The sequence below is a fragment of the Gelidibacter maritimus genome, assembly GCF_014062315.1.
Lineage (GTDB): Bacteria > Bacteroidota > Bacteroidia > Flavobacteriales > Flavobacteriaceae > Gelidibacter > Gelidibacter maritimus.
Map to the genome: position 1 here is coordinate 1 of NZ_JACGLT010000009.1, position 25,813 is coordinate 25,813.

At 39.7% G+C, this 25,813-nt stretch carries 26 protein-coding genes; 14 read left to right on the plus strand and 12 right to left on the minus strand.

Translation table 11 applies throughout. The features are described 5' to 3' along the window. The 3 genes from H3Z82_RS19830 to H3Z82_RS11820 form a co-directional block, all read right to left on the minus strand. The coding region (locus H3Z82_RS19830) for a DDE-type integrase/transposase/recombinase (RefSeq protein ID WP_394368113.1) at positions 1-199 on the minus strand (199 nt) is incomplete at its 3' end. A gap of 9 nt (positions 200-208) precedes the next feature. Further along, entirely contained in the window at positions 209-535 is a 327-nt protein-coding gene (locus H3Z82_RS11815; protein ID WP_182205708.1) for a hypothetical protein, read from the minus strand. Positions 536-543: 8 nt separating this feature from the next. Further along, a complete protein-coding gene (locus tag H3Z82_RS11820; RefSeq protein WP_182205709.1) occupies positions 544-942 on the minus strand; it encodes a transposase in 399 nt (132 codons plus the stop codon). Between the two features lie 491 nt (positions 943-1,433). On the opposite strand from H3Z82_RS11820, the gene H3Z82_RS11825 reads away from it, so the two are divergent. Continuing rightward, on the plus strand, positions 1,434-2,183 hold the full coding sequence (locus tag H3Z82_RS11825; RefSeq protein ID WP_182205725.1) for a hypothetical protein: 750 nt from the start codon (positions 1,434-1,436) through the stop codon (positions 2,181-2,183). Between the two features lie 227 nt (positions 2,184-2,410). Here the strand turns inward: H3Z82_RS11825 and H3Z82_RS19780 are convergent, their stop codons facing one another. The 3 genes from H3Z82_RS19780 to H3Z82_RS11835 form a co-directional block, all read right to left on the minus strand. Then, positions 2,411-2,584, minus strand: a complete 174-nt coding sequence (locus tag H3Z82_RS19780) for a GIY-YIG nuclease family protein (protein WP_317172457.1) — start codon at positions 2,582-2,584, stop codon at positions 2,411-2,413. 54 nt (positions 2,585-2,638) lie between these two features. Beyond that, complete coding sequence (locus H3Z82_RS19785) at positions 2,639-2,731, minus strand: GIY-YIG nuclease family protein (RefSeq protein ID WP_317172458.1); 93 nt, start codon at positions 2,729-2,731, stop codon at positions 2,639-2,641. Between the two features lie 217 nt (positions 2,732-2,948). Then, positions 2,949-4,010: a Fic family protein gene (locus H3Z82_RS11835; RefSeq protein WP_182205726.1), complete on the minus strand. Its 1,062-nt coding sequence runs from the start codon at positions 4,008-4,010 to the stop codon at positions 2,949-2,951. Between the two features lie 171 nt (positions 4,011-4,181). Here H3Z82_RS11835 and H3Z82_RS11840 point away from each other — a divergent pair, with 171 nt between their 5' ends. After that, a complete protein-coding gene (locus H3Z82_RS11840; protein ID WP_182205727.1) occupies positions 4,182-4,364 on the plus strand; it encodes a hypothetical protein in 183 nt (60 codons plus the stop codon). Between the two features lie 753 nt (positions 4,365-5,117). Here the strand turns inward: H3Z82_RS11840 and H3Z82_RS11845 are convergent. From H3Z82_RS11845 to H3Z82_RS11865, 5 genes are all read right to left on the minus strand, one after another. Continuing rightward, positions 5,118-6,140: an NAD-dependent epimerase gene (locus tag H3Z82_RS11845; RefSeq protein WP_182205728.1), complete on the minus strand. Its 1,023-nt coding sequence runs from the start codon at positions 6,138-6,140 to the stop codon at positions 5,118-5,120. A 12-nt stretch (positions 6,141-6,152) separates the two neighbouring features. Continuing rightward, the gene (locus H3Z82_RS11850) at positions 6,153-7,544 is read right to left on the minus strand and encodes a UDP-glucose 6-dehydrogenase (protein ID WP_182205729.1); all 1,392 of its coding nucleotides are present in this window, start codon (positions 7,542-7,544) and stop codon (positions 6,153-6,155) included. A gap of 60 nt (positions 7,545-7,604) precedes the next feature. Continuing rightward, a complete protein-coding gene (locus H3Z82_RS11855; protein WP_182205730.1) occupies positions 7,605-8,555 on the minus strand; it encodes a GDP-L-fucose synthase family protein in 951 nt (316 codons plus the stop codon). 2 nt (positions 8,556-8,557) lie between these two features. After that, positions 8,558-9,673, minus strand: coding sequence for a GDP-mannose 4,6-dehydratase (gmd, locus tag H3Z82_RS11860; protein ID WP_182205731.1), 1,116 nt, complete (start codon positions 9,671-9,673; stop codon positions 8,558-8,560). Between the two features lie 163 nt (positions 9,674-9,836). Then, positions 9,837-10,364: a UpxY family transcription antiterminator gene (locus H3Z82_RS11865; RefSeq protein WP_182205732.1), complete on the minus strand. Its 528-nt coding sequence runs from the start codon at positions 10,362-10,364 to the stop codon at positions 9,837-9,839. A gap of 561 nt (positions 10,365-10,925) precedes the next feature. Between H3Z82_RS11865 and H3Z82_RS11870 the strand changes: the two genes are divergently transcribed. From H3Z82_RS11870 to H3Z82_RS11900, 7 genes are all read left to right on the plus strand, one after another. Further along, positions 10,926-13,130 (plus strand): T9SS type A sorting domain-containing protein, encoded by a 2,205-nt coding sequence (locus tag H3Z82_RS11870; RefSeq protein WP_182205733.1) that lies wholly within the window; start codon positions 10,926-10,928, stop codon positions 13,128-13,130. A 175-nt stretch (positions 13,131-13,305) separates the two neighbouring features. Further along, positions 13,306-15,651, plus strand: a complete 2,346-nt coding sequence (locus H3Z82_RS11875; RefSeq protein ID WP_182205734.1) for a T9SS type A sorting domain-containing protein — start codon at positions 13,306-13,308, stop codon at positions 15,649-15,651. 61 nt (positions 15,652-15,712) lie between these two features. Further along, the gene (locus H3Z82_RS11880) at positions 15,713-15,889 is read left to right on the plus strand and encodes a hypothetical protein (RefSeq protein WP_182205735.1); all 177 of its coding nucleotides are present in this window, start codon (positions 15,713-15,715) and stop codon (positions 15,887-15,889) included. Positions 15,890-17,132: 1,243 nt separating this feature from the next. Further along, on the plus strand, positions 17,133-17,303 hold the full coding sequence (locus H3Z82_RS11885) for a hypothetical protein (RefSeq protein WP_182205736.1): 171 nt from the start codon (positions 17,133-17,135) through the stop codon (positions 17,301-17,303). 2 nt (positions 17,304-17,305) lie between these two features. Continuing rightward, positions 17,306-18,445 carry a hypothetical protein gene (locus H3Z82_RS11890; protein ID WP_182205737.1) on the plus strand — a complete coding sequence of 380 codons (1,140 nt, stop codon included), beginning with the start codon at positions 17,306-17,308 and terminating at the stop codon, positions 18,443-18,445. A gap of 59 nt (positions 18,446-18,504) precedes the next feature. Next, a complete protein-coding gene (locus tag H3Z82_RS11895) occupies positions 18,505-19,551 on the plus strand; it encodes a nucleotidyltransferase family protein (protein WP_182205738.1) in 1,047 nt (348 codons plus the stop codon). 69 nt (positions 19,552-19,620) lie between these two features. Further along, positions 19,621-20,181 carry a hypothetical protein gene (locus H3Z82_RS11900; protein ID WP_182205739.1) on the plus strand — a complete coding sequence of 187 codons (561 nt, stop codon included), beginning with the start codon at positions 19,621-19,623 and terminating at the stop codon, positions 20,179-20,181. Between the two features lie 48 nt (positions 20,182-20,229). Here the strand turns inward: H3Z82_RS11900 and H3Z82_RS11905 are convergent, their stop codons facing one another. Continuing rightward, complete coding sequence (locus H3Z82_RS11905) at positions 20,230-21,051, minus strand: zinc-dependent peptidase (protein ID WP_182205740.1); 822 nt, start codon at positions 21,049-21,051, stop codon at positions 20,230-20,232. A gap of 292 nt (positions 21,052-21,343) precedes the next feature. Between H3Z82_RS11905 and H3Z82_RS11910 the strand changes: the two genes are divergently transcribed. The 5 genes from H3Z82_RS11910 to H3Z82_RS11930 all read left to right on the plus strand — a co-directional run bounded on the left by H3Z82_RS11910 (position 21,344) and on the right by H3Z82_RS11930 (position 25,663). Next, positions 21,344-21,937 (plus strand): Crp/Fnr family transcriptional regulator, encoded by a 594-nt coding sequence (locus H3Z82_RS11910; protein ID WP_182205741.1) that lies wholly within the window; start codon positions 21,344-21,346, stop codon positions 21,935-21,937. A gap of 397 nt (positions 21,938-22,334) precedes the next feature. After that, positions 22,335-22,859 carry a YceI family protein gene (locus H3Z82_RS11915; protein WP_182205742.1) on the plus strand — a complete coding sequence of 175 codons (525 nt, stop codon included), beginning with the start codon at positions 22,335-22,337 and terminating at the stop codon, positions 22,857-22,859. Positions 22,860-23,049: 190 nt separating this feature from the next. Continuing rightward, complete coding sequence (locus H3Z82_RS11920; protein ID WP_182205743.1) at positions 23,050-23,928, plus strand: pirin family protein; 879 nt, start codon at positions 23,050-23,052, stop codon at positions 23,926-23,928. A gap of 73 nt (positions 23,929-24,001) precedes the next feature. Further along, the gene (locus H3Z82_RS11925; RefSeq protein ID WP_182205744.1) at positions 24,002-24,580 is read left to right on the plus strand and encodes an NADPH-dependent FMN reductase; all 579 of its coding nucleotides are present in this window, start codon (positions 24,002-24,004) and stop codon (positions 24,578-24,580) included. 153 nt (positions 24,581-24,733) lie between these two features. After that, complete coding sequence (locus H3Z82_RS11930) at positions 24,734-25,663, plus strand: DUF5996 family protein (RefSeq protein WP_182205745.1); 930 nt, start codon at positions 24,734-24,736, stop codon at positions 25,661-25,663. The last annotated feature ends 150 nt before the right edge of the window (positions 25,664-25,813 follow it).

Here is a 25,813-nt window from a genome sequence, read left to right on the forward strand (position 1 = left end):
TATGATAAGTGTATTGGCTTCCTCTGTCCGAATTATGAACCTCAGGTGCATTATTTTCCTTTAGCGCCATTTTAAGAGCTTCTAAATTGGCTTGGGCCCGCATGTTATCCGATACTATAAATCCAACAATCTTTTTTGTATAAACATCTATTATGAACACAGCGTAATAGTGTTTGCCATTAAGTGGCAAATAGGTTATATCCGATTGTCATAATACGTTTGGTGCGTTTATTCTTAAGCCTTTTATTAGATTGGGATAAAACTTCTTGCCTGCTATTGTTGTACGTTTATAATTCTTCTTCCTTTTTATCCTGTAACCGAGATCCATCATGGTTTCTATAAACCGATCCCTACCTATAAAATCCGGATTTAATATATCGTACATCTTTTCAACTCCACAACCAGGATGGTCCTCCCGAAGATCATCTGCCTCTAAAATTAATTGAGACACTCGGCCATCGAAAACTGCTTGTCGCCGTGCATACTGACTGACAGCTTGTTTACTTATGCCTATGGTGTGATAAAGCTGGTTCATACTAAAGCTTATTTTTTCTTTATGTGTCCTGAACCAGTTGATTGTGGAGTGCTGAAGTTTTTTTTGATATCTATATTTAAATCGTCCTTTGCGATATCAATCATCTTCTCCAAATAATCTATCTTGATCTGTTTGCGCCCAACTATGGCTTCAAGCTCCTTTATTCGAGCCTGTTGTTCTTTCATCTTCTGGGTGCTACTGTTTTTCATCTCTACAATTCTTGAACCTTTTTCATTAAAGGTAGAAAATTTATGAATCCATTTGTAAATCGATACATTACTTATATTATGCAATTTCTCCAACTGAGTTACACTGAATTCTCCCGATTCAAAGTCTTTTACAATTTGTAGTTTAAACTCATCCGAATAAATGCGTTGCTTTTTCAATAGTTTAATGTTTGCTTTCATAAGTTTACACTTTGTTTAAAGTGGTCAACCTATACTAGGGACATACACCCCTCAACCCTCTACCCTCTACCCTCTACCCTCTACCCACTACCTCTACCCCTCTACCCTCAACCCTCTACCCTCTACCCCCCATAGATACTCCATAGATACTCCATAGATACTCCATGGATAAAGCATGCCATTAACACTTCGGCAAAAAGGGTAATAAACGGCAGAAATGGAAATTCGGGCAGAAACTTCATAAAGACACAGAAATCTACATATCAGATTAAAAATGGAGAAAACATAACGAATTATTCAATTTCAGAAAGAAATCTCCTAATCGGCAACTATGATAAACCATTACTAAGTTTCCGTAATAATTTAGCCTCAGATCCAAACCTGGATATATAAAACAGCGGCCGATGTTTTGCGCGCCCAGCACCGGATCTTAAATAAGCAAATTGTATAATCCGAGGACGAATGTTTTTGTCCTCACAAAACTCAAAATCATGGCAAAATTAAAAAGCTTGATCAAGGTCGAAGGCACCCTGGACGACCTTACCTTTTACAAGGGCAGAGATGGGTATTTAGTACGCACCAAAGGGGGCGTCAGCAAATCACGAATCGCAAAAGATCCAGCATTCGCACGAACCCGTGAAAATGGGTCTGAATTTGGGTTGGCAGCATCCAGTGGCAGACTGCTGAGACGTGCCATCTTGGACCTGATGGTCGATGCAAAGGATAGTTTGGTAACTTCACGGCTGACACGTGTGATGACATTGGTCAAAAATGAAGACACCGTCAGTCCGCGCGGCGAACGTAATGTGGCAATTGGAATAACAACACCACAAGGACAATTAGCTTTAAGGGGCTTTAACTTCAACAATAGAGCCATCATGAGTGCTGTAATATTGTCGGACATCATTTTGGATACGGCAACGGGTGAGATAGTCATAACCGATTTTACGCCTGCCCAAAGAGTGCTTGCTCCCGAAGGCTCCACCCACATAAGTCTAACCTCAGGATTCCTGAATTTAGACTTCACTTCGGGAGCGAAGGACCTGAGACTAAGTCCAATTACAAACCTACCTATTGATAACACCACCGCAACGGTAACCTTGACGCCTTCCGCTGTTCCGGTTGGAGCAGGTGCGCAATGTTACTTTCTAAAAGTGGCATTTTATCAAGAAGTCAACGGTATTCAGTATCCATTGAACAATGGTGCCTATAACGCGCTCCAATTATTGGAAGTGTTATAACCTGATTACCAAAATGGAGCGGACCCCAAAAAGGTCCGCTTTTTTATTTTTAATAGTTTAACGAAACCAGCATTGCAAACCTCAATACAAAGCGTCATTGCGCGCCTGTCTGCCGTCCAGACAGAGAGCGACGAAGAAGCGACGCCATGTACATTCAATCAAGCAGTGCTTCCTTTCATATAACCCTCGCAATGATGCTCGCATCGCAGAGCTTCGCAATAATGCATTTAAATGGTACCTTCAAAATCCCCAAACATCTCATTAACCTCCTCATACAAATCCATCCAATCAGGATTAATACTTTCGATCAATGCAACTTTTTTTGCTCTACTGCCTGCTTTTAATTGTTTTTCGCGCCCTATAGCATCACCAATTATTTGAAAAGTCTCATAATAAACCAATTTATCCAGATTATATTTTGCAGTAAACGATTTTGGATCGTATTTTTCTTTATGCTACTTCATCCGAATGACACTGGCTGATGTAACACCAACATACAAAGTGGTGTTGTTTTTATTGGTGAGGATGTAAATGAAACCTGGCTTCATGAAATAGTGGTTTTATATATCCAAAATAGCAGTCATTGCGCGCTTCTTAATCATGCCGTCATTGCGAATGAGGAATGACTGAAGCAATCTGTATATTGGGAAGGGCGTAACAATAATGAGATTCCCAAATATCTACTCGTACCAACATCTTTAAATAGCATCTTCACAATCCGCAAACACTTCCTAACCTCTCAATGCAAATCAGCCCATTTAGAGTTTAATTCAAAGCTTTAAGTACTGCATGGTTTACATAATAATTGGTACGCCCAATTTTATGTTTTACTAAATGTCCATCAGCAGCCAACTGATTTAAATAATTAGCCGCCGTAATACGGGATATATATAGCTCATTTTGCAAAAACTCTATTTTGGTGTATGGCTGCTTAAACAAATGATTCAACAGATCTTGACTGTAAAATTTATAATTGTCACGCAAGAGCATCTTATAATCGGCCATGGCCTTTTTGATGTTCCTCACTTTCTCCAAAGTGTCTTTTGATGTTTCGGTAATAGCAGTAATCATATAACACAGATAATCTTCCCATTCTCCTGTGTCACGCACCTTTTGCAGCAACTGGTAATACTGGTTTTTATGTTGGATAATATATTTGCTCAGATACAAAATAGGAGTATCCAACAATTGATATTGTATAAGGTATAAAATATTTAAAATTCTTCCCGTACGCCCATTGCCATCATAAAATGGATGAATACTTTCAAATTGAAAATGAAACAGCGCCATTTTAATAAGATGATCTATAGGTAAATTGTCTTCAATATTAATAAAAACCTCGAGGTTTTGCATGAGTTTTACAATATCCTCATGGCTTTGAGGCGGCGTATAAACAATAGCATCAGTATGTTTGTTTTTAAGTGTGGTACCAGGCACCCTTCTGAACCCCGCATTATTATTTTCCAGTATTTGCTGAATTTGTTTAATGTGATTTATGGATAAAAAATGAATCTTCGCTACGGTAGCAAAACCTGTTTTCATGGCCACTATATAGTTCTGCACTTCTTTGGCCTGACTTGAGGTCACACTCTCTATACCCATATTGGCTTTGTAAATCTCATCGTGGGTCGTTACGATATTTTCTACTTCCGAACTATCTTTCGCCTCCTGTATGGCCAATGTATTTATTAAAATATCCTGTCGAGGAATTGATTGGGCTACTCCTTTTAATTCGGCTAAAGCCCTATGTGCTTCCGGTAAAAGCTTAAGCACTTTTAGAGTTTCTAAGTTAACGGAATAAGGCAGATTTTGGAGCTTCCAATTCATTGTCTATTATTTTGAACACCTATACGTGTAAAGATAATTGGATTTTCTATACACATCACACTTATATGTAAAAAAAAGCAACATATCTATACACATTTGTATATTTCTCACATTGCTGCAGCTCTTCATCAATCAACAATAATTGATAGAAAAAATCTAAGGTTAAGTCCAATGACAAACTTACCTATTGATAACACCATCGTAATGGTAACCTTTACGCCTTCAGCTGTTCCAATTGGAGCCGATGCGCAATGTTACTTCCTAAGAGTGCCATTTCATCAAGAAGTCAACGGTATCCAGTATCCATTGAACAAAGGTGCCTATAACGCGCTCCAACTATTAAAAGTGTTATAAACTAATTACCAAAACTAAGCGGACCCCAAGGTAAAGTCCAAATCAAAGAAATTGTCCAGTAAAATACAATTCGTCATAACCAACGGGGTTCGTTCCGAATAGTCGGAAGCACTCACCCTGACAATGGGAAGCCAAATCTCTCCTCTCCCATTTAGGGGCAGGGGGTCAAGCCAAACCTCATACCCAATCCAATATCTGGATAAGCACCAATAAAATTCATTAAATATAAAAGGGTTCCTTCCGAATAGTCGGAAGCGCTCTCCCTAATACATGAAAGTCAAATCCCACCTCACCCCTTTAGGGGCAGGGGGTCAAGCCAAATCTCATACCCAATCCAATATCTGGATAAGCACCAATAAAATTCATTAAATATAAAAGAGTTCGTTCCGAATAGTCGGAAGCGCTCACCCTGACATTGCGTTGTCACCCTGAATAGCTTGTCCTGAGCGAAGTCGAAGGACAGTCGAAGGGCTTGGTATGCAATCTTATTCTGGCGCCAAAATTATGAGATTGCCGCGTCATTCGTGCCTCATGACTCGCAATGACGCTAGGGTTGGAAATGCGAGTCGGTTGATTCCGTCATTGCGAGCCTCTCTGCCGTCCTGGCAGAAAGCGACGAAGAAGCGACGTGGCAATCTCTGGATTGTAAAGCTCAATACACAGATTCCATGCTGCTATTTTGCGCATCAACCACTCACCACTCACCACTCCCCTCTAATCCACACTAATCCCTAATGCCTAATTCCAATCTCTCTACAACCCATAAAACCCACGATACCAAGCCACAAAAGCCGCAATCCCTTCTGCAACTTCCGTATTCGGTTCGTAGTTAAAGTCCTTTTTCAATAAGCTGACATTGGCATAGGTCTGCTTGACATCGCCGGGCTGCATGGGCATCATTTCTTTGATAGCCGATTTGTCCAAGGCTTTTTCAATCGCTTCAATATAGTCTAAAAGTTGCACCGGCTGACTGTTGCCGATATTATAGAGCTTGTATTTTGACGTGTTTTCTGATGGGTCTAACAATGTGGTCAGCACCCCAGCCACAATATCATCGATATAGGTAAAATCACGGGAGAGATCGCCATTATTAAAAACTTTGACAGGCTTGTTATTGATAATGGCATCGGTGAACAAAAACATGGCCATATCCGGTCTTCCCCAAGGACCGTACACCGTGAAGAATCGTAGACCAATGGTTTCAAAACCGTACAAATGGCTGTAGGTATGCGCCATCAACTCATTGGCCTTTTTGGTTGCGGCATATAAACTGATGGGGTGATCCACACGGTCTCTTTCTTCAAAAGGCACGGCATCACTATTGCCATAAACACTGGAACTGCTGGCATAGACTAATTTCGGAACTTTATAGTTACGGCAGCATTCCAATATATTTAGAAAACCGGTCAAATTACTGTCTGCATAAGCTTCAGGGTTCTCCAAAGAATACCGCACGCCAGCTTGGGCGGCTAAATTGCAGACGATGTCAATTGGATAAGCTTCAAAAAGCTTTGGCAAGGCCTGTCGGTCCTCTACATTCATTTTGACAAAGACCATCTGCTCACCATAAGTGGTGCTGGAGGTATAATGGAGCTCTTGAGCCGCTTCCGTCCTATCAATCCCCAATTGCTCCAAACGCGCAAATTTTAAATTGACATCATAGTAAGCGTTGATATTATCGAGTCCGATGACCTTGTGTCCTTTCTCCAAAAGTGCTTTGGAGACGTGAAAGCCAATAAATCCAGCTGCGCCGGTAACCAATATTGTTTTTGACATCGTGTTTTGGTTTTATTTTCCAATGGCGTAAAAATGGAATCCGATGGACTCCAAAGTTGATTGATCTAAAATTCCCCGGCCATCAAATACGAAGGCTGGTTTCTTCATTTCATCATAAATTTTTTGCCAATCGTAAGTCTTAAACTCATCCCATTCGGTTAAAACGGCGACGGCATGTGCATTCTTGCAGGCCTCGTAAGGATCAAGAACGGTGGTCAAATTTGTGGCATTGGCCTCTTCGGTTCGCGTATTGAGGTAATTGAGGTCGCTTTGCATTTGATCTGCCGTTACTTTCGGGTCATACACCACAATATTGGCCTGTTCTTCCATCAGTTGATCTGCCACGTATATGGCTGCCGACTCCCGGGTATCGTTGGTATCCTTTTTAAAGGCCCAACCCAAGAAAGCAATTTTCTTGCCCGAAATGGTATTGTAGAGCGTTTGAATGATTTTAGAGGCAAAGCGCCGTTTTTGATAGTCATTCATTATAATGACCTGCTCCCAATAATCGGCCACCTCATTCAATCCGTAGGATTTTGCGATATAAACAAGGTTTAAAATATCCTTTTGAAAACAAGAGCCGCCAAAGCCTACGGAGGCTTTTAAAAACTTAGGCCCGATCCGGCTGTCTTTTCCTATGGCGTTGGCCACTTCGTTGACATCTGCTCCCGTGACTTCACATAATTCCGACATGGCATTAATAGAAGATACGCGTTGCGCCAAGAACGCATTGGCAGTCAATTTTGACAACTCGGACGACCACAAGTTTGTGGTCAGAATATTTTCAAGAGGCACCCAGGTGGCATAGATATCTACCAAGGCTTGAATGGCCTCCAGCCCCTCCTTGGTCTGCTCACCACCAATGAGCACCCGGTCTGGTGCAATTAAATCCTGAACTGCGGTCCCTTCTGCTAGAAACTCTGGATTGGACAATATTTGAAATTGAACGCCATTTCCGGTATTGTGCAAAATACTTTTAATGGCCTGTGCGGTCCTCACGGGTAAGGTCGATTTCTCCACAACAATCTTATCGGTTTTTGCAACGCGGGCTATCTGACGGGAGCACAATTCAATATATTTTAAATCGGCTGCCATCCCCTTTCCCTGTCCATAAGTTTTGGTGGGGGTATTGACCGAAATAAAAATCATATCGGCAGCTTCAATGGCTGTATCGACGTCTGTACTAAAGAACAAATTTCGATTTCTAGCCTCTTCGACTACCTTGTCCAAGCCAGGCTCATAAATAGGTAGTTTGTTTAAATCCTTATCGTTCCAAGCGGCAATTCGGGCAGCATTGATATCTACCACGGTTACTTTTATATCTGGATTTTTTTGTGCGATAACCGCCATGGTAGGTCCGCCTACGTAACCGGCACCAATACAGCAAATGTTTTTAATTTTCATTAGTTTATTTTTTCAGATGGGAAATTTACGAAAAAAGCAGTACTCCCCAAGTTCATTCTATTATGATAATATGTTTGTTTTTATAGTGTCCTGATTTTGCAAAAACCAGTCATAAGTCATTTTTATGCCTGTCTGCAAATCAATTTCAGCCTTCCAGCCTTGATTATTCAGCTTACTCACATCCATTAGTTTGCGTGGGGTGCCATCGGGTTTTGAGGAATCCCATTGAATGGTTCCTTGATGTCCCACAATGTTTTGTATGGTATGTGCCAACTCTTTAATAGTGACATCTTTCCCTGTGCCAACATTATAAAGGTGTTCGGGTAGCACATGTTCGAGGGCGTAAACCACAGCTTTTGCCATATCGTCAACATGGAGAAGCTCGCGCATTGGCGTTCCGCTTCCCCATAATTCGACAGGCTCATTGTTCTGTTTTGCATCGTGGAATTTTCTGAGCATAGCGGGTAATACATGCGACGATCTCAAGTCAAAATTATCGTGAGGCCCGTAAAGGTTGGTTGGCATCAAACTGACAAAATCTTTATGGAACTGTTTGCGAATGGCTTCGCAAGCTTTCACCCCTGCAATTTTCGCAATGGCGTACCACTCATTGGTGGGCTCTAAACTCCCGGTCAACAAATAGTCTTCCTTTAAAGGTTGGGGCGCCATTTTTGGATAAATACAGGAACTCCCTAAAAAGATGAATTTCTTGACATCATGGTGATGGGCACCATCAATTAAATTATTCTGAATTTGTAAATTTTCCATCAAAAACAGATAAGGGTGTTCACTGTTGGCCAGAATCCCACCCACTTTAGCAGCGGCATTAATCACAACTTCCGGGCGCTCTTGCTCGAAAAACTCAGTGACCTGTGCCTGGTTTCTTAAATCAAGATCCTTGCTGCTTTTTCCAATCAGATTGCTATAGCCCAACTGGCTCAAAGCCCGCCAAACGGCAGAGCCCACCATCCCCTTATGGCCTGCAATATATATTTTCCTGTTTTTATCCATGCTTATTCATAATAATTGAGGGTCTTATGGCCTCCTTCTTTCAAATATTGTTCCTTCTGCATGAGTTTGATATCGCTTTTCATCATGTCTTTGACCAAATCCTGCAGGTTCAGTTGAGGCTCCCAGCCGAGTTTATGCTTAGCCTTAGAAGCGTCTCCTATTAAAAGATCCACCTCAGTAGGTCTGAAATATTTAGGATCGACATTGACCACCTCAGCTCCTATTGGCAACTGGAATTTCTGATCATGGCAAGCTGTCACAAAGGCTTTTTCTTCTACCCCCGAGCCTTTAAACGCGACCTCAATGCCCACCTCTGCAAAGGCCATTTTTATAAAATCTCTTACCGTCGTGGTCTTACCGGTAGCAATGACCCAATCTTCAGGTTCGTCGGCTTGAAGGATCATCCACATCATACGGACATAATCCTTGGCATGCCCCCAATCTCTCTTCGCATCCAAATTACCCAAATAGACCCTGTCTTGTAAACCAAGCGCAATACGAGAGACCGCTCGGGTTATTTTTCGGGTGACAAAGGTTTCACCTCTAATTGGCGATTCGTGATTGAACAAAATACCATTGCAGGCGTACATCCCGTATGCTTCACGGTAATTGACCGTAATCCAATAGGCGTACATTTTTGCTACCGCATAAGGCGACCGCGGATAAAATGGAGTGGTTTCAGATTGTGGCACCTCCTGTACTTTTCCGTAAAGCTCTGAAGTTGATGCTTGGTAGATTCTTGTTTTTTTCTCCAGACCCAACAAACGGACCGCTTCCAAGATGCGTAAAGTTCCTAAGCCATCGGTATTGCCCGTATATTCCGGAATCTCAAAAGACACACTGACATGGCTCATGGCGGCCAGGTTATAGATCTCATCAGGCTGAATATCCTTTATCAATCGGATAAGGTTGGTGCTATCGGTCAGATCGCCATAATGCAGGAAAAAATCCCGATCTTTTTCGTGCGGATCCTGATATAGATGATCTATTCTATCGGTGTTGAACAACGAAGAACGCCTTTTGACACCGTGGACCTCATAGTCCTTATTCAATAGAAACTCAGCAAGATAGGCGCCGTCCTGTCCAGTTATCCCCGTAATAAGTGCAATTTTTTTCATTTTAAGCGTTTAATAGATTTTTAAGTAACTTCAATGCTGCGCTGCTGGCCGTCTAATAACGACGCGCATCTGATTTTAAATCAATTGATTTTCAGGCAAATTAATCGAATTTAGGCTCAAAAAGATGCAAAAATAGGATTAATTTAGAGATTGGCTTGACTCATTACTTAATTTTCAACTTAATCACATAGCCCAACTGATGCAAAACCACCCAACATTGATTCCCGGAAATATATTTTACCGTGCCTTTTTTCGCGGTCAAACCATATTGTTTTAAATCAATCTCTTGACCAATTTCAATTTTCTCTGTAGAAATCACTTGTTGCTTCTGACTCGCAATATCCTTTAAAACCTGCACCTCCTTTGCCGGTACAACTGCCGGCTCACCCAACCAAAATAGATACCGCACTGCTCCGGGAATAAGAAAAACCTGCGCCCGATCCTTTTCAGCACAATTAACAAGCACCATGGAAGGCAGTAGTGGTACGGTGACTTTCTTTTTACGGTCACTCCACTGCCGGACTTCTACTCGAGTGGGACAACAGACTTCAAAGCCAGCTTCAGTCAATCGTTCAGCAACTTTGAGTTCGTGTTTGGGTTTTGTAATAAGGACATACCAAGGCATAAGGTCTACTTTAGATGGTTTTAGATTTCGGATGGTCAAAGATATAAAAGTGTAGCTGAAATTCATGAGACTCTACCAGCTGTATGCCAAAAAATAGGAATTTTATAATCAAAAGTCTTGTGGAAATGAAACGTAAATAAGACATTGTCTTTGTGTTTGAATGAGGCCTTGAGGGTTAAAACCAACTGATGGAAATCAGAAAATGGAACCAATTCCCTTCCATATTGCGCGGTGAATTGTATTTAAGCACCACTGGACTGGTCTAGCATTAATCATGGTAATGATGAACAAGATTTAATGCCGTAACACATGCTAACTCGGCCCAACCACAGCATCTAATGATTAAATCAAACAATTTATAAGGAATGATGGCCATAAGAAAGCAACGCCATCATTAGTGTCAAAAGATAATAAGTGGTATTATTCTGACGTTATAAGGCGTTAATTCGTCAATTCCGTTTAATTTTGCAGTGGCTATCATTGGATATTAGCGATTAAAAGAGGCACGGATTTTGGACCTAAGCACTTTATCGCTATTTTTATGATGTTTTTTTAAATTTTAATATCAACTTAAATAATTCCCATATACTTTTGCGCAAAACTCAGTGGATGCTTATTAAAATTCTGATGAAACCGATACTTACATTAAGTTTAGTATGCGCTATGGCATTACCTGTTTCGGGACAGGTTATTGCTGCTTTTTCAGGAACCAAGGTACCCGAAGCGGTTACGGTTCCGAACATCTCCGCTGAGCCGCTTTCGCGAGGTCCTGGACTGACGGTAAGTGGGGGCCCTACCTTTAACAGTGGCAATTGGACCTCGGATAAAAGCATTGACACAAGAGACTATATTGAATGGTCCGTTACTGCAGATCCTGGTTATACTGTTGATATTACCGAATTACAGATCAATTTTGACCGAGACCCCGATGGGTTTTCTCATTTTTTCACTGGAAACGGGCCGGCAAGAATAAGAATCAGAACCAGTCTGGATGATTTTAAATCGGACATTTATGCACACGACAAGGTCAGCAATTCGGGGCAATCGCCCACTATTGAAACTGCCCTAAAATCGGCACCAGGAGCGTCTATAATCTTTAGGCTCTATGGTTTTGCCGCCAATATTGGCATGTTGGGACCACTGGGCACTTTAGATATAGAAGGCGGGCTCGGGACCGTATTGGGCCTCGAAAATACGGGAATACGACTTAGTGGCAAGATCACCTATGACGGCCTACAATTCAATAACGGCACCTGGACACCATATGCGCCAAGTGCTAAAACTGGCGACAAAAATATCATTATCGGTAATGGCGTCTATACAGAAGCCAATGCCGTACAGGTTAAAAATGTTAAAGTTAATCCCGGAGCAGGTATCCTTATTCAGAAAACGGGTTCCCTTACGGTCAACGGCAATCTATTTACCGCCAATAAAGTAACCTTGGAATCGGGATCAGACGCGTTTGCCAGCCTGATCGTATCAGGTGAGGTAGCTGGTACAGTGACCTACAAACGTCAGATGAAAACCAAAACCTTGTTATCGGGATCGGGCAATGAACTTCTTATATCAGCACCCGTGACGGGCGAAACCTTTGAATCCTTTAGAAAAGCGAATCCGAATATCGTCAGTAATACGGCCAACTCACAATTTCAATTTGGACCATTTAACAAAACCAAAGCGGCCTTTGATAAGTATTCAAAAAAAGACAAGCCGATTTTAAAAGCCGCTACGGGCTACAGGGCAGCAGCTACTGATAATGGCAGCTTTATATTTAACGGCAACGTGAATACGGGTGAGGTCCATAAAACGATGTCACACTCAGGGCCAGCCTTGGCGGCATGGAACCTTTTGGGCAACCCTTATCCCTCCTATCTCAAATTGTCCGACTTCCTCTTGGCCAACTCCGAACAATTGGCGCCAGAGTCGGTGGGAATTTATAGTTTTAATGGCGATGCAACACGCGGCTGGCAGGTTTATAACCAAGCGTATCTTACATTATATCCTCAAGCCAAACTACCGCCTGGTCAAGGATTTATGGTGGCTGCCAAAAAAGATGGTGATACCATTACATTTGAGCCGGGCATGCGTACAATAGGCAAGACGAGCGAATTTTTGGTTGACAAACCTATAATCAAAAATAACGTAGGCTATTTAAAACTTGATATGACCAGTGGCATCCGTAATTATAGTACGGAAGTGTATTTTAATGACCATTCCACAAAAGGCTTAGATCCAGGGTACGATGCTAGCATTTACGGCGGGAAAGCTCCGGATTTTTCAATCGCCTCACAGTTGGTAGAAGACCATACCGATCTTGATATGGCGGTGCAATCGTTGGCTTATACCGATCTTGACGAGGGCGTCATTATTCCACTGGTTGTAAAAGCAACCAAAGATCAAGCGCTTACCATTCAGATGAAGGGCAGCAGACTTCCCGAAGAGGTAGACGTTTATTTAGAGGATAAGCAGCAAGGCACATTTACCTTATTAAACTTGTCCGATTACCAGCTGGATCCAAATGCCAATCTATCTAATAGTGGCCGCTTTTACTTACATATAGTTAATACAACACTTACTTATGGTAGCCATGGCCTGAATGAACTCTTAATAGCCACTTCAAATGCCTCACACATACTACAGATTAAGCAAGTGCTTAAACCAGATACGAACATTACGCTTTATGATCTGCAAGGACGAGCTTTAATCCAACGTCAATTGAATGAGCAGATCAAAAACAACACGTTGGACCTCTCCAAATTATCCAAAGGCATATACATTTTAAAGCTGCGATCAGGGGCTATGGAGAAGATTAAGAAAATTTTTGTATATTAAGATTTTTAAATTACTACTATTAACAACTTGATTTTAAGAAGATCGTCGTAGATGAATCAGTCTGAAGTTAAACCACTGTATAATTTATTTATCGACAAACGGTCAAATTGAATTAACTTTTAATATCTTTGCAAACAAGTTAAAAAAACGGTACAACCCAAATTAACAGTATATTATGGCAAAAAACTACTCTTCTTGGATGCTATTAGCTATCCTTTTTATAACATTTAATTTATCTTTTTCACAAACTGTTACATTTACTGGCAGTCCCAATGATTTTCTTCCATCACAAAAAATAACTGGTGACGCTAATGTGGATTATTACGTTTCTTTCGATGAGGAATCTAAAACCATGTATTTTGGAGCGTTTAGAACATCAGGTACTTTTGGTGCAGATCATTATTTTACGATATATTTCGATGCAGATCCACAAATAGATCTTACTTCTGGCATTGGATCAACAATAGGAATGCGGCAGCATGAAAGAACCCCAACGCTTCCGTTCACTGCCAATGATAGATTTGTTATTACCAACAACCCTTCAGGAGAGAAGACGATGCATCATAGAAGGGGTGGTCGTAATTGGGGAATAATTCCTCCTACCGAACAGGTTGTTCGACACACTAGTTCGGTTGCGCTGGAAATTGCCATAAAAATCTCCAAGCTGGATATCAGCACCATTTCAACCAAAGGTGTTTATTTTAGTATGTTTATGGCTTCCAACGCTGGCTTCTACGGGTATGACAACGTCAACTATCCAATTAAGTTTGTTAGCAATAACAGTACAGGGTATTTTGGAGGTATTGGCGTGACATCGAAAATCAGTGACCCAACAGCACATCAGAACACACCTATTCTTCATTCTGTAATCAATCCCACTACCCTGCCTCTTAATGCAAAATACGCGTACATGGAGTTTGTAGATAATGAATATGATTATGTTACGGATAACATAGAAATCGTTCCAGGTGGAACACTTTTAATTGGCCCAGATGGTACATTGATCATCGATAACCTTATTAATAATGGCTTAGTGTCTTTTGAATCTAATTCCTCCCAATATTCAGGTTTAATTGCAAACTCAGTTGGGGGCAGCGGAACTTCGCAATACCAAAGACACGTGAATGTCGCGGGCAGTGGCTCGACAGGCAGAAACGATTTAATATCGTCACCATTTGCAGGACAAACTTTCGGATCCTTCGCAGAAGATAACGATAATCTATTATCCCATCCTACGATACCAACCCAAAAGGGCTTTGGGCCATATAATAAAGCCACGGCAACATATCAAAACTATGATACCGTGATAAATGAGAATACCCTCTTAGAATCTGGTGTTGGCTATAGAGCAGGTTCAAAAATTGACGGCTCATCATTAACTGGTGGCCAATTTCTATTTACTGGTACAATCGTCACGAATAACTTTAGTGTCCCAATAGCACACTCGTCCGACAACTATGGAAGATGGAATCTTATTGGAAACCCTTATCCATCCTATGTTGATATGTATGAATTGATTCAATTAAATACGCCCCAATTTGATGAGAGCGAAAACTATGATGGCATCTATGCATATAATGGCAATCCTAGTAATTCAAACATTAGTAGTGACATATGGGAAGTTCATAACTTATCAACCACCTTATCTGGACAAAGGGATATGGCACCAGGACAAGGTTTCTATGTATCTTCAAAAACTGGGGGTGGTTCATTTACTTTTACGTTAACTTCAAGGACACCAGGATATGGCGATGATTTTATTGAATTTAGAGCCGCCGCACCAATCGAAAATGCAAGTTTACGTTTAACAATTACAAATAATTCAAATAGCACATATACAGATATTTATTTTAATAATCAGGGTACCTTAGACCATGACCGTGGCTATGACAGTGCGCAAATTGGTAATCCTATTTTTACTATATTTTCTAAATTAGTGGAAGATTCGACAAATCGTGATGTACCTTTAGTTATACAAACCTTACCTTATAGTATATTAGAGACGGAAGTTATTGTTCCTATTGGCATTAAAGCAAGTCAAGGTGAACAGATAACCATTAGTGCCATCGACACGCCGGCACCATCACCGCTACCCGAAACCGTTGAGGTTTATTTTGAAGACAAAGTGGCTCAAACATCTACGCTCCTTAATACCTCGACTCTGCCCCATAATAATCATCATATTTTCACACCAAGCACAAATCTTACGGGTGACATGGGACGCTTCTCATTAAGATTTACAAACAAATCATTAAGCACGAACAATCCTGTCTTTGATGCCTTAGATGTTTACAGCCCGCTCAATACTGGTAGCCTTATCGTTAAGGGCACTGTAAATGAAGTTACCAATCTTGAAATCTTTGATCTCAACGGTCGTCTTGTACAAACCTTTTATGTACAGCCATACCAGACGGAAAACAGATTTGAAGTATCAAAAATGGCATCAGGAATTTATATCATTAAACTCAATAATAATACACAATCTAAAATCAAGAAAATACAGTTAAATAATAAATCCTAGTAAAACAATATTAACGGATTATTATTTATTTTTTTTCCTAAATGATTTTTATATTTACACTATGAAGAAGAATAAACCTAAAGTTGAGATCACACGAAAAGAGGCTTTGCAGCGAATGGGCAAATATGCCGCCCTTACGGCTGTGGGTACTTTTTTGATCTTAAACCCTAAAAAAGCACAAGCACAATCACCTACCCCAGATGATCCATTGGATCCCGGTGGTGGCATGTTTGATTAATAATCTTTTTAAAAACCATTGAAAAATAAATTTTCTCAAAGCACAGAACCCAACTATCAAATAGTTGGGTTCTGTGCTTTGAGAACTCTAATCAATATCCTCCAACTCAACAAAAGTTTTGTTAGATGTTTTTTCGTTCTGAAAGTTAATGAGGATCTGAAAAATGCTTAAAAGTTTAATTAAAAACATTCAGACGACAAGTCAAAAACATCCTGTGTTGAACGAAGTGAACCCCTAAATATTCATACCCAAATCCAAAAATGCCCATTAAGATCATCCGATTGACACGTCTTACTAAACACTATTCCAAACAGTGGGAACCTATAATTTTGGTAAAATTTATGTTACTGTGAATTTTGAAGCTGTAGCTATCCAAAACTTGCCCCACCAACAGCAACCTACACAACAAATGTGACAGAAAACAAGCAACTGCCGTGTTTGTTATCTCCTCAAAACAAACTAAGTTTTGTAAATTTAAGGGCAAGGTTTATATAGGTCAGTTTGCATTGAAACTCATAAACACATTTTACTATAACAACGAATCAGATTCGAATGCTTCATCTCTTGGCTCAATCGTTTGTAAAGACGAAGTATCCATTTCGATTAGTGATGATTTTAGGAATGGGAAAAACAATCCATTAGCAGTATTGACAGCGAACGGCTTGAACGTACTAACATTTGATCATACCCATTGATCAGCTTAAATTAATTAACTTATCGTTTACCTCAGCCATTTCTGTTAAGGAGAGTGTTTTTGAAATGTTGCAACTAATGTTTATTAATTGTGATCAATTTCCCACATCAATGAGCAGCTCAAAAAATGTTAATCTTAATCTTTCCAATCCAAAGTTTCGGAAAAGCCACCTCAAAGATTCCCGCACTAAAGTCGTTTATCTTAAATATGAAGTATATAATACTAAAGTCGTGGTTGTCAAATCTGGTATCAAAAATAGAACTTTTTTAGGGTGGTTAAAACTGATTTAGTTTTATGAACACCACTACCCCGACAACAACTTAATCCTTTCTCAATTTAATAAATTATTTTATTCATAAGAGCTTCCTTGCACATATTTTCACAAAACCAAAGAAAGTTATAAGCACACTCCAACTTTCAATATAATCTACAGCTGTTCAAAACATGAAACTTAAAAACAAAATAAAAATAGATCCTAAAAACACATAAAATTGTTATATTTATGAACTGTGGTTTAATTATTTTTGAACTGATCCTTATTTTTACAAAATGGAAAACAAAAACTCTAATGACCAAATATCACGTAAAGAAGCGCTGCACCGTATGGGCAAATACGCTGCATTAACCGCTGTGGGCACTTTTATTATATTGAATCCAAAAAAGGCTCATGCGAGTTCTCCCCCTTGTACTGGCGGCGATCCATTTGACGATTGTCCTTAGATATGAAAGTAAAACTATCTCCAAAACACCTTACCCAACTATCTCATAGTTGGATTTTATGGTTTGAAGCTTCCAATCAATACATTGTAGTCCCTGACGCCTTGAAAACGCTCATGGACTCGTATTTAGCCGCTGCTAATGAAGATGATTTTGAGGAGCGCACAAATGGCTTGCTAGACCTTTCGCAACACGACACCGCCTCATATTACAATCAGCTAAGGGATGTATTGGTATCAGCCAATACACCTGTAGAAAATGATCTTCTGGAAAAGTCCAAAATTCCAACCGTTGAAAAAACCAACTTGAAAGAAGTCTATGATTTTGGAGATCGGTCAATAGCCGTGAATTTTGGTTCGCATTACATCCAGAATTTAATTCACCCCCAGTGGGCGCATGCGACAATGTTGTCGGCGCAACTGCCCTCTACTACGTTTGACGTTTTCAATAAAGATCCGCATCTTTATTTATTCAAGGACAAACAATACATTGGTCATTATTTGACAACTGACCATCATTTATTACAAGGTCAATTCGCCTTGCAAATTGTCAATACACTTTACGATAAAGAAGAATCCGATTGGATAGCTACTTTTCATGCCTCAACCGTATGCAACAATAAGGAAGCCATTATGATTATTGGCGATTCAGGAAAGGGAAAAAGTACGCTTTCAGCAGTACTGATGGCGAATGGTTTTGATGTATTAGCAGACGATTTCACACCGCTATCAGCCAAAAACCAAGAATTGTACCGTTTTCCGTCAGGTATTTCGGTTAAACAAGGGTCGTTTAAAACTTTGGAGACCTTGTTTTCAAATTTCGAACAATTTCCAATTTACCAAAGCACTTCAAAGCAAGTGAAAATAAAGTATATCCCTCCCATTATAAATTTCGGCCAAGCCGCATCCCATTTTCCTTGTAAAAAGATAGTTCTGGTCAATTATGATGCGCAGGCAACATCAGAGATGAAAACCATCGGGATAGAAAAAGTTATGGAAACCCTAATCCCCGACTCCTGGTTGTCTCCGTTGGCATCCAATGCCCAAGGTTTTTTAGATTGGCTTAAAGGGGTCTCGTGTTATGAGCTTATTTATGCCGACAATGCCACTGCCGTTTCCGAATTCAAGAAGTTATTCAATTCATAAACACTTAAAATTCCATCACGCTTTCATTACATTTGATGGCAACTTAACATTTTCAACTAGTGACAAAGCGTCCCGTATATACCACCACGAAATTTATTGCAGACATCTTGAGTTTCACTGAGAATCAGGAGGCGCTCTCTCGACAAATGGAAGAGACTTCCATAGATTGGGACCAGGTGGTGGTTATTGGTAGTAAACATTTAATGTTGCCTGCACTCTACTGTCGGTTAAAAGCGAAGAAGCTTATAGCTTTAATTCCCGAAGATTTATCGGTTTATCTCAAGGAAATATCCCATATCAATAGAGGCAGAAATGAGGTCTTATTAACAGAAGCTCGTGAGATATCGGAGATTTTTAAAAAGGAAAACATAGACCATGTGTTTATTAAGGGGATAGCCCTGATTGCTGGTCATTCTTTTAAGGACCCCGCAGAACGCATGTTGACCGATATCGATGTTTTAGTGGCCGAAAACCAACTGCAAAATGCTTTTGACCTCTTAACCAAATACGGATATACGGAAACGGTGACCGGTATTATTGAACGGATCAACCATCGACATTTACCGAGACAGGTCTCGCCCCAAAAGTTTGGCGCCATTGAGCTGCACAGCGAAATCTTACGTCATGAGCACAGACACTTAATTGTGAATGAGCAGGTACTAAAAAATAAACGCATAGTAAATGGGATCTGTATCCCATCCATAGAAGATGCCATCAAAATCAGTATCTTGGCGTTTCAAATTAATGACAAAGCCCAGCGTTACGTATATTTCGCATTTAAACCCATTTATGATTGTCTGGCAATAAATCTTACAAACAAACCCGTCGTAATCGAAAATTTATCTGGTCAAAAACATTCCCAATCATTTTTAGCCATAGCTAGCGTGTTTTTTAAAGAGATGACCCCTATAAAATCGTCTAATTACTCTAAGCTTCTAAGACATTATTTTACGCTAAGCTTACGCTACCCGATTTTAAGAAAAGTGGTATATTCCATCACAAATATATTAGTGAACATTTATGTGCGATTAAATTTATTGCTGTATAACAAAAGTTATAGAAGACATCTTTTAAAAAACAAAATAGGACTTAAGTTTATCAAATGAGCTAAAAAACTTAGTTGCAATGCTTGGAGTATTAGAAGGAAAGGATTACTTTTGTCCCAAAGCCTTTTTATGAAAAAGATTCTTATTTGTCTGTTTATATCAGTTATTGGGGTAACTGCTAACGCCCAAAGATTTTACAGTTTTGAACAAAATTGGAAAGCTAGTGTTGGTTTGAATACAGTTGGAAGTTTGAATACGGAAAATCCCTTTAAAAGATTGGGCGACTACGCTTTCCGATTCCCACTTGCCGTTGCTATTGAGCATCAATGGGATAAAGAATTTGCTGCAGAATTTGATATCAGTCTTAATGGCTATAAAACTGGAGACCCTATCAATAACGGGACAGCACCGGAAAATCTTACCTATTTCTCTACAAATGCTAATTTTAAATGGTATTTCACAGATTATCTTTTTGATTCTCCACGAATTGACTTGTTTTTAAGTGGAGGCTTGGGACTGCTTTATGTGGACGACTTAACATCCACAATTAATATAGGCCCTGGCATACAATATTGGTTTAATCAAGACGTTGGAATACGATTCCAGTCAACATCTAAGTTTGCACTGGATAAGAAGTTGTACGCCAATAACCACTTCCAACATTCCTTAATGATGATGTTCCGCCTGTAATTTTTCAACCTTAGTTTATTAATACGCTGCAAACCTAAAGTTGAGCATCTACTTGGTCAGATTATAGATTTCAGGAAATTGCAGTTTCAATTCCTGTGGAGTTTCTATAAATGTTTCCAAGAGCACCGCTATAAACTCATAAGCGTTGGTATAGGCGTAGGCTCTAAAGTAATCGGAAGCAATGAGTTCTTTTCTGAGGGTTTCATCTTTTGATAATAAACCCATAAGCGCTTTAAACGTATCGGAAAAAATGGTGGCACTCACATCGTTTTGTTTAATGCTGTTGAGATGAATGGCATGGGCAAATTCATGAATGCCCAAATTTACATTATCATCGCCGTAGGTATAGCCTTTTACAAAATGCTTCCAGGATAGCACCAACGATTTAAACTTCGGATTGAATTCGCCTTTGTGGTAGGCCTCATTCTGCGGGGAATAAAAAACATCCGGATAAATAAAAATCCGCTCCATTAGGGCAATTTTATAGTCTCTAAATCCAAAAGTCAGCATTACCCCCGTGGCCGCTATCAACACTTTCATCTCGTCAGTAACCACCAAATTCTCCCGACCGATAATTTTTTTCCTGATTATAAATTGTGCGACGCGATGCTCAAAATGCTTTTTTTGGTTTGGTGACAGTTTATTATAAAACGGAAATTGAGTTTGGAGAATTGACCGGTGCCGTGCGTTAAGCCTTTTGAGGTAAAAAGGATAATAAACAAAAAATGGCCTCTTTCGCAAAAGCACATATACCAACTCCAGCGCCCTGAAACCATAAAAAAGCAAGAGGCTTACAATTAGGAAAATAAGCACGCCTAGGATGATCTGCCCCTCTGTTGAAATTTCATTAATTATAAATAATGCTGACACAATGCAAATAACGCCAATCGAAAGCAGATAGCACCGCGTATTTCATATTTCAACGTTTTTTTCGATAAACGGCAGATGCGTTATCATAGGCAAGGAAAGCTTGCTCGAAATTTTATATAGAGAGACCGATTAAAATCAGAACCAACATATAGTATGAACAGACCACCATCGGTATTAAAACTTCCAAAATGTAATTCATAATATTTTACTTCAATCCTCTGAATTAAAACTGTAAATTTGAGTCAGCTGAAAACAGCATACCATTGTCTCAAATAAATTGGTCAGATAGAATATGGATCCTCTCAAACTAATTACATACCTGAGTTCAAACTTGGAAGTTGATGCACAGGATCTTTTACCGATTGTAGAAAACTGCACGATTAAAAAGGTTGAGAAAGACATGTTTTTATTAAGGGAAGATGAATATTGTAAGCATACATTCTTCGTTGAAAACGGACTGTTAAGACAATATGCCATTGATAGTAAAGGTAAAGAACACACAATTTCTTTTGCTCCTGAGAATTGGTTTGTATCCGATAGAGAAAGTGCTTATTTTGACGAATCCTCCGCTTATTATATTCAAGCCTTAGAACACAGCAAAGTCATATTAATTGATGAGGGTTTCATCGCTAAGCTTTCAGAGAAAATTCCGGCATTTATTGATTTTAACAACAAACTACTTCATAATCACATTCGGCATTTGCAGAATCGGATCCATATGTTATTGAGTGCTAGTGCAGAGGAACGTTACCTCGAATTCATTGAAATGTACCCCGACATTCTTTTACGCGTTCCGCAAATTATGGTCGCCTCCTATTTGGGCATTACCCCCGAAAGCCTAAGCCGCGTCCGCAAAGAATTGGCTCGAAAAAACTTCAGAAGTTAGCACCTCCCCACGCTGCCGCAACAAGAAATAGTGTTGCTCTTCCTTTAATTAATGAATATAAAGTCTTGACCAAATTTCCATCTTGAACGTCTGTACTTTTTAGTTCATACAAAATTAAAAGTTTGTGAAGCATTGATTCTATTGGTGACAATTAGGAACCTTTAGGATAAGTAGCCTGCATCTGTAAAAGCCACTGTAATCAGATCACTAACCTATTATATAAAGCACTACATCAATAGTTTGAGCTTCACTCTGTTCACTTCTTATCATACATCAATGTACAGGAAGCTATAGTACTGTATTTTTGTATTAAATAAAGAAACCTTAGGGACCGCAAGCATAAGGCTATAGAACCCAATGGTGGGAATTAAATGTTTAACCAATAAATAATAACATAATGCAAACAACAGAAAAAACAAATTGGAAAGTAGATCCGACACATTCAGAAATTGAGTTTAAAGTGAAACACATGATGATTTCAACGGTAACTGGTAGCTTCAGTGAATTTGACGCCGCTATTGAAGCTGCTGATGACACTTTTAAAGATGCACAGTTCAGTTTCAACGCTAAAATTGACTCCATCAGTACTAAAAACGACGATAGAGACACACATTTAAAATCGGATGATTTTTTTAATGCTGAGAAATATCCTGAACTTAAGTTCAAGTCAAAATCTTTTGATGGCGAGAAAATGGTTGGCGATTTAACCATTAGAGACATTACGAAAGAGATCACGCTTGATGTTGATTTCAATGGCATTGCTGAAGATCCGTACGGACAGACTAAAGCCGGATTTGAAGCCGAAGGAAGCATCAACCGTAAAGACTTTAACTTGAGCTGGAATGCAGTCACTGAAGCGGGTAGTATCGTGGTTAGTGATAAAGTACGATTGATTGCGAATCTGCAATTCACCAAACAATAATAGGTATTAAAACACCAGTCACCTTGAGCGTTGTCGGAAGGCAAAATATAGCGTTTCGACTGCGTTCAAGGTGACATTTTATACCATATGACAGTTTAGACGTTGGATATGAACTCTTAAAACCATAAACAACGGAGAATTATAACCCATTCCTGGGGATAACATATATTAAATTTTAAATGCCCAAGCAATGAAAACAAAAACAGTAGAATTAGTAGCAAGCCCACGCGAGCCACATTTTGTTGGCGACGGCTTTAGGGTACATAACTTTATACCGAGCAACTTTAAAATGGATATGCAACGGATGGATCCTTTTATTATGTTGGATTATAACTCCACCTATAAATTTCCACCTTCCGATAAGCCCAAAGGCGTCGGCGTTCATCCACATAAAGGTTTTGAGACGGTAACAATTGCCTATAAAGGTAAAGTGGCCCATCATGATAGCAGCGGTGGTGGCGGTGTAATTGGCGAAGGAGATATCCAATGGATGACTGCAGCTAAAGGTATTTTGCATAAAGAATACCACGAAGCCGAATGGAGCAAAACCGGTGGCGACTTCCAAATGGTACAGCTATGGATCAACCTTCCCGCAAAGGATAAAAAGAGCAACCCCAAATATCAAGCCATAACCTATGAAACTATTGAACGGCACAACTTGCCGGATAATTCCGGTACTATTGAAGTGATTGCAGGGGAATATAAAGGCACACACGGCTCAGCCTCCACTTTTACACCAGTACATATGTTCAATGCTAAATTAAAAAAAGGTGGAAAGGCCGATTTTCAGTTTCCTGCAACATACAACACGCTCCTTCTGGTTATTGAAGGAAATATTATTGTGAATGGAACAGACAAAACTCCAACAGACCATTTGGCACTCATGACCAACGACGGTGAAAACTTTGAAATTGAAGCCAATGATGATGCTGTAGTTTTAGTATTAAGTGGCGCACCAATCAATGAGCCCATTGCTGCACAAGGTCCTTTTGTAATGAATACCAGACAAGAACTAATGGAAGCCTTCAACGATTTTAACTTAGGGAAGTTTGGTTATTTAGAAGATTAATGATCCCGACTCTATCCTAAAATCAGTCGCATAAACCTCATCATAAATAACGAATATCAATAAATAATAATAGATGACCTATCAACTCAAAATCATCATTGGCAGCACGAGACCATCACGCAAAGGGCCAATTGTTGCCGATTGGTTTTTAAAAATTGCGCAGCAACACCCCAATTTTGAAGTAGAACTCCTCGACTTAAAGGAAATAAACCTTCCATTTATGGACGAACCCGAACATCCTCGGCTGCAGAAATACACCAAAGCCCATACTAAAAAGTGGAGTAACACCATTGACAGTGCTGACGCTTTCGTGATCGTGACCCCCGAATATAATTATGGATACCCGGCCACATTAAAAAATGCACTGGATTATTTATCTGCAGAATGGAATGAAAAGCCTATGGCATTTGTAAGTTACGGTGGGGTTTCCGGAGGCACGAGAGCGGTTCAAGATTTAAAGTTGCCCGTAACCACTTTAGGGATGATGCCCATACCCCAAGCCGTAAACATTCCTTTTTTTACGCAGTTTATAAATGAGAATAATGTTTTTGAAGCGAACCCTCCTTTAGAAAGATCGGCAACGGCGATGCTAAATTCACTACAGAGATGGACAAAAGCCTTAAAAAATATGCGTGAAAATCACGTAGAATGATTAACTTAAGGCGATGAACGCGGCCGGAATGGATTGTTAGGGCATCAAACAAACATTGCACGTTCACTAAAACCAATACTACAGAGGATAAAACCGCTAAGCATTTTCAGGAATTAAAATATTTAAATGAATACTCATTAAATTAAAAGAATCATGGAAAATCAACATAAACTACCCGTTCTACCTTACAAAAAATACGTGCAGGAAAAAATGACCTTGCACTTATTTTTACAAATTATCGGGAAGATTCGCCTAAAAATGACACCAAGAAAAAACCATTGGTGGTACATCACGGAGTATATTGACACGAAAGGATTTTCAACACATCCCATTCCCTATAATTCGGGAGCAGACCAATTTGAGATCTGTATAAATGTCCAAAAACATCAATTGGAAGTCCATACCAGTCAAGGTGATTTCGAGTCCTTCCCGCTGCATGATAAACTTACGGTGGCCGATTTCTATAAAAAGCTGATGAATATATTGGAAACACTCAATATTTCAGTGTCCATTGTTGATATGCCTTTTGATCTTGACATTGACAAACCTTTTTCTAAGATTACAGAATACCATCATTATAACGAAGATTACACCAAGAATCTATGGAGAACAATGTTATGGATAGCCAATGTTTTTAAGGCCTTTAGCGGTCGTTTTTATGGTAAAACCTGTCCCGTTCATCTGTATTGGCATTCTTTTGACTTAGTAGTCACCCGATTCAATGGTAACGAAGCGCCACCGATGCCAGAGGATGCACGCCTATCAGACAAAGATGCCTATACACACGAGTGCATAAGTTTTGGCTTCTGGCCAGGTGATGAGAATGTCCCGGAACCGGCATTCTATTCCTATACTTACCCTTCACCCGATGGTATTGATAAAGAATCGATAAAGCCGGCTTCAGCTGAATGGGTTGACAGCAACGGCAGCCCGATGGCTCTCTTGAAATACAACAGCTTATTGGAATCCGAAAACCCAAGACAGGACTTACTCGATTTCTTAGAATCGACTTACCAAGCGGGAGCCAAAAAAGCGAATTGGGATATTGATAAATTTAGAGTCCCAGATTTGGAGGATCTGTAACTCATCATAACAAAACAAAAGATTTACAAACGGTTACTATAAACCACTCCACATAAATCCTCTTGTTTCTCCATAAAAGGAATCAAGATGATTTCTACAATTTCTCGCTTTAGGGAGAGGAAAAAATGGTAAAAATCAGCTTAATTTGAT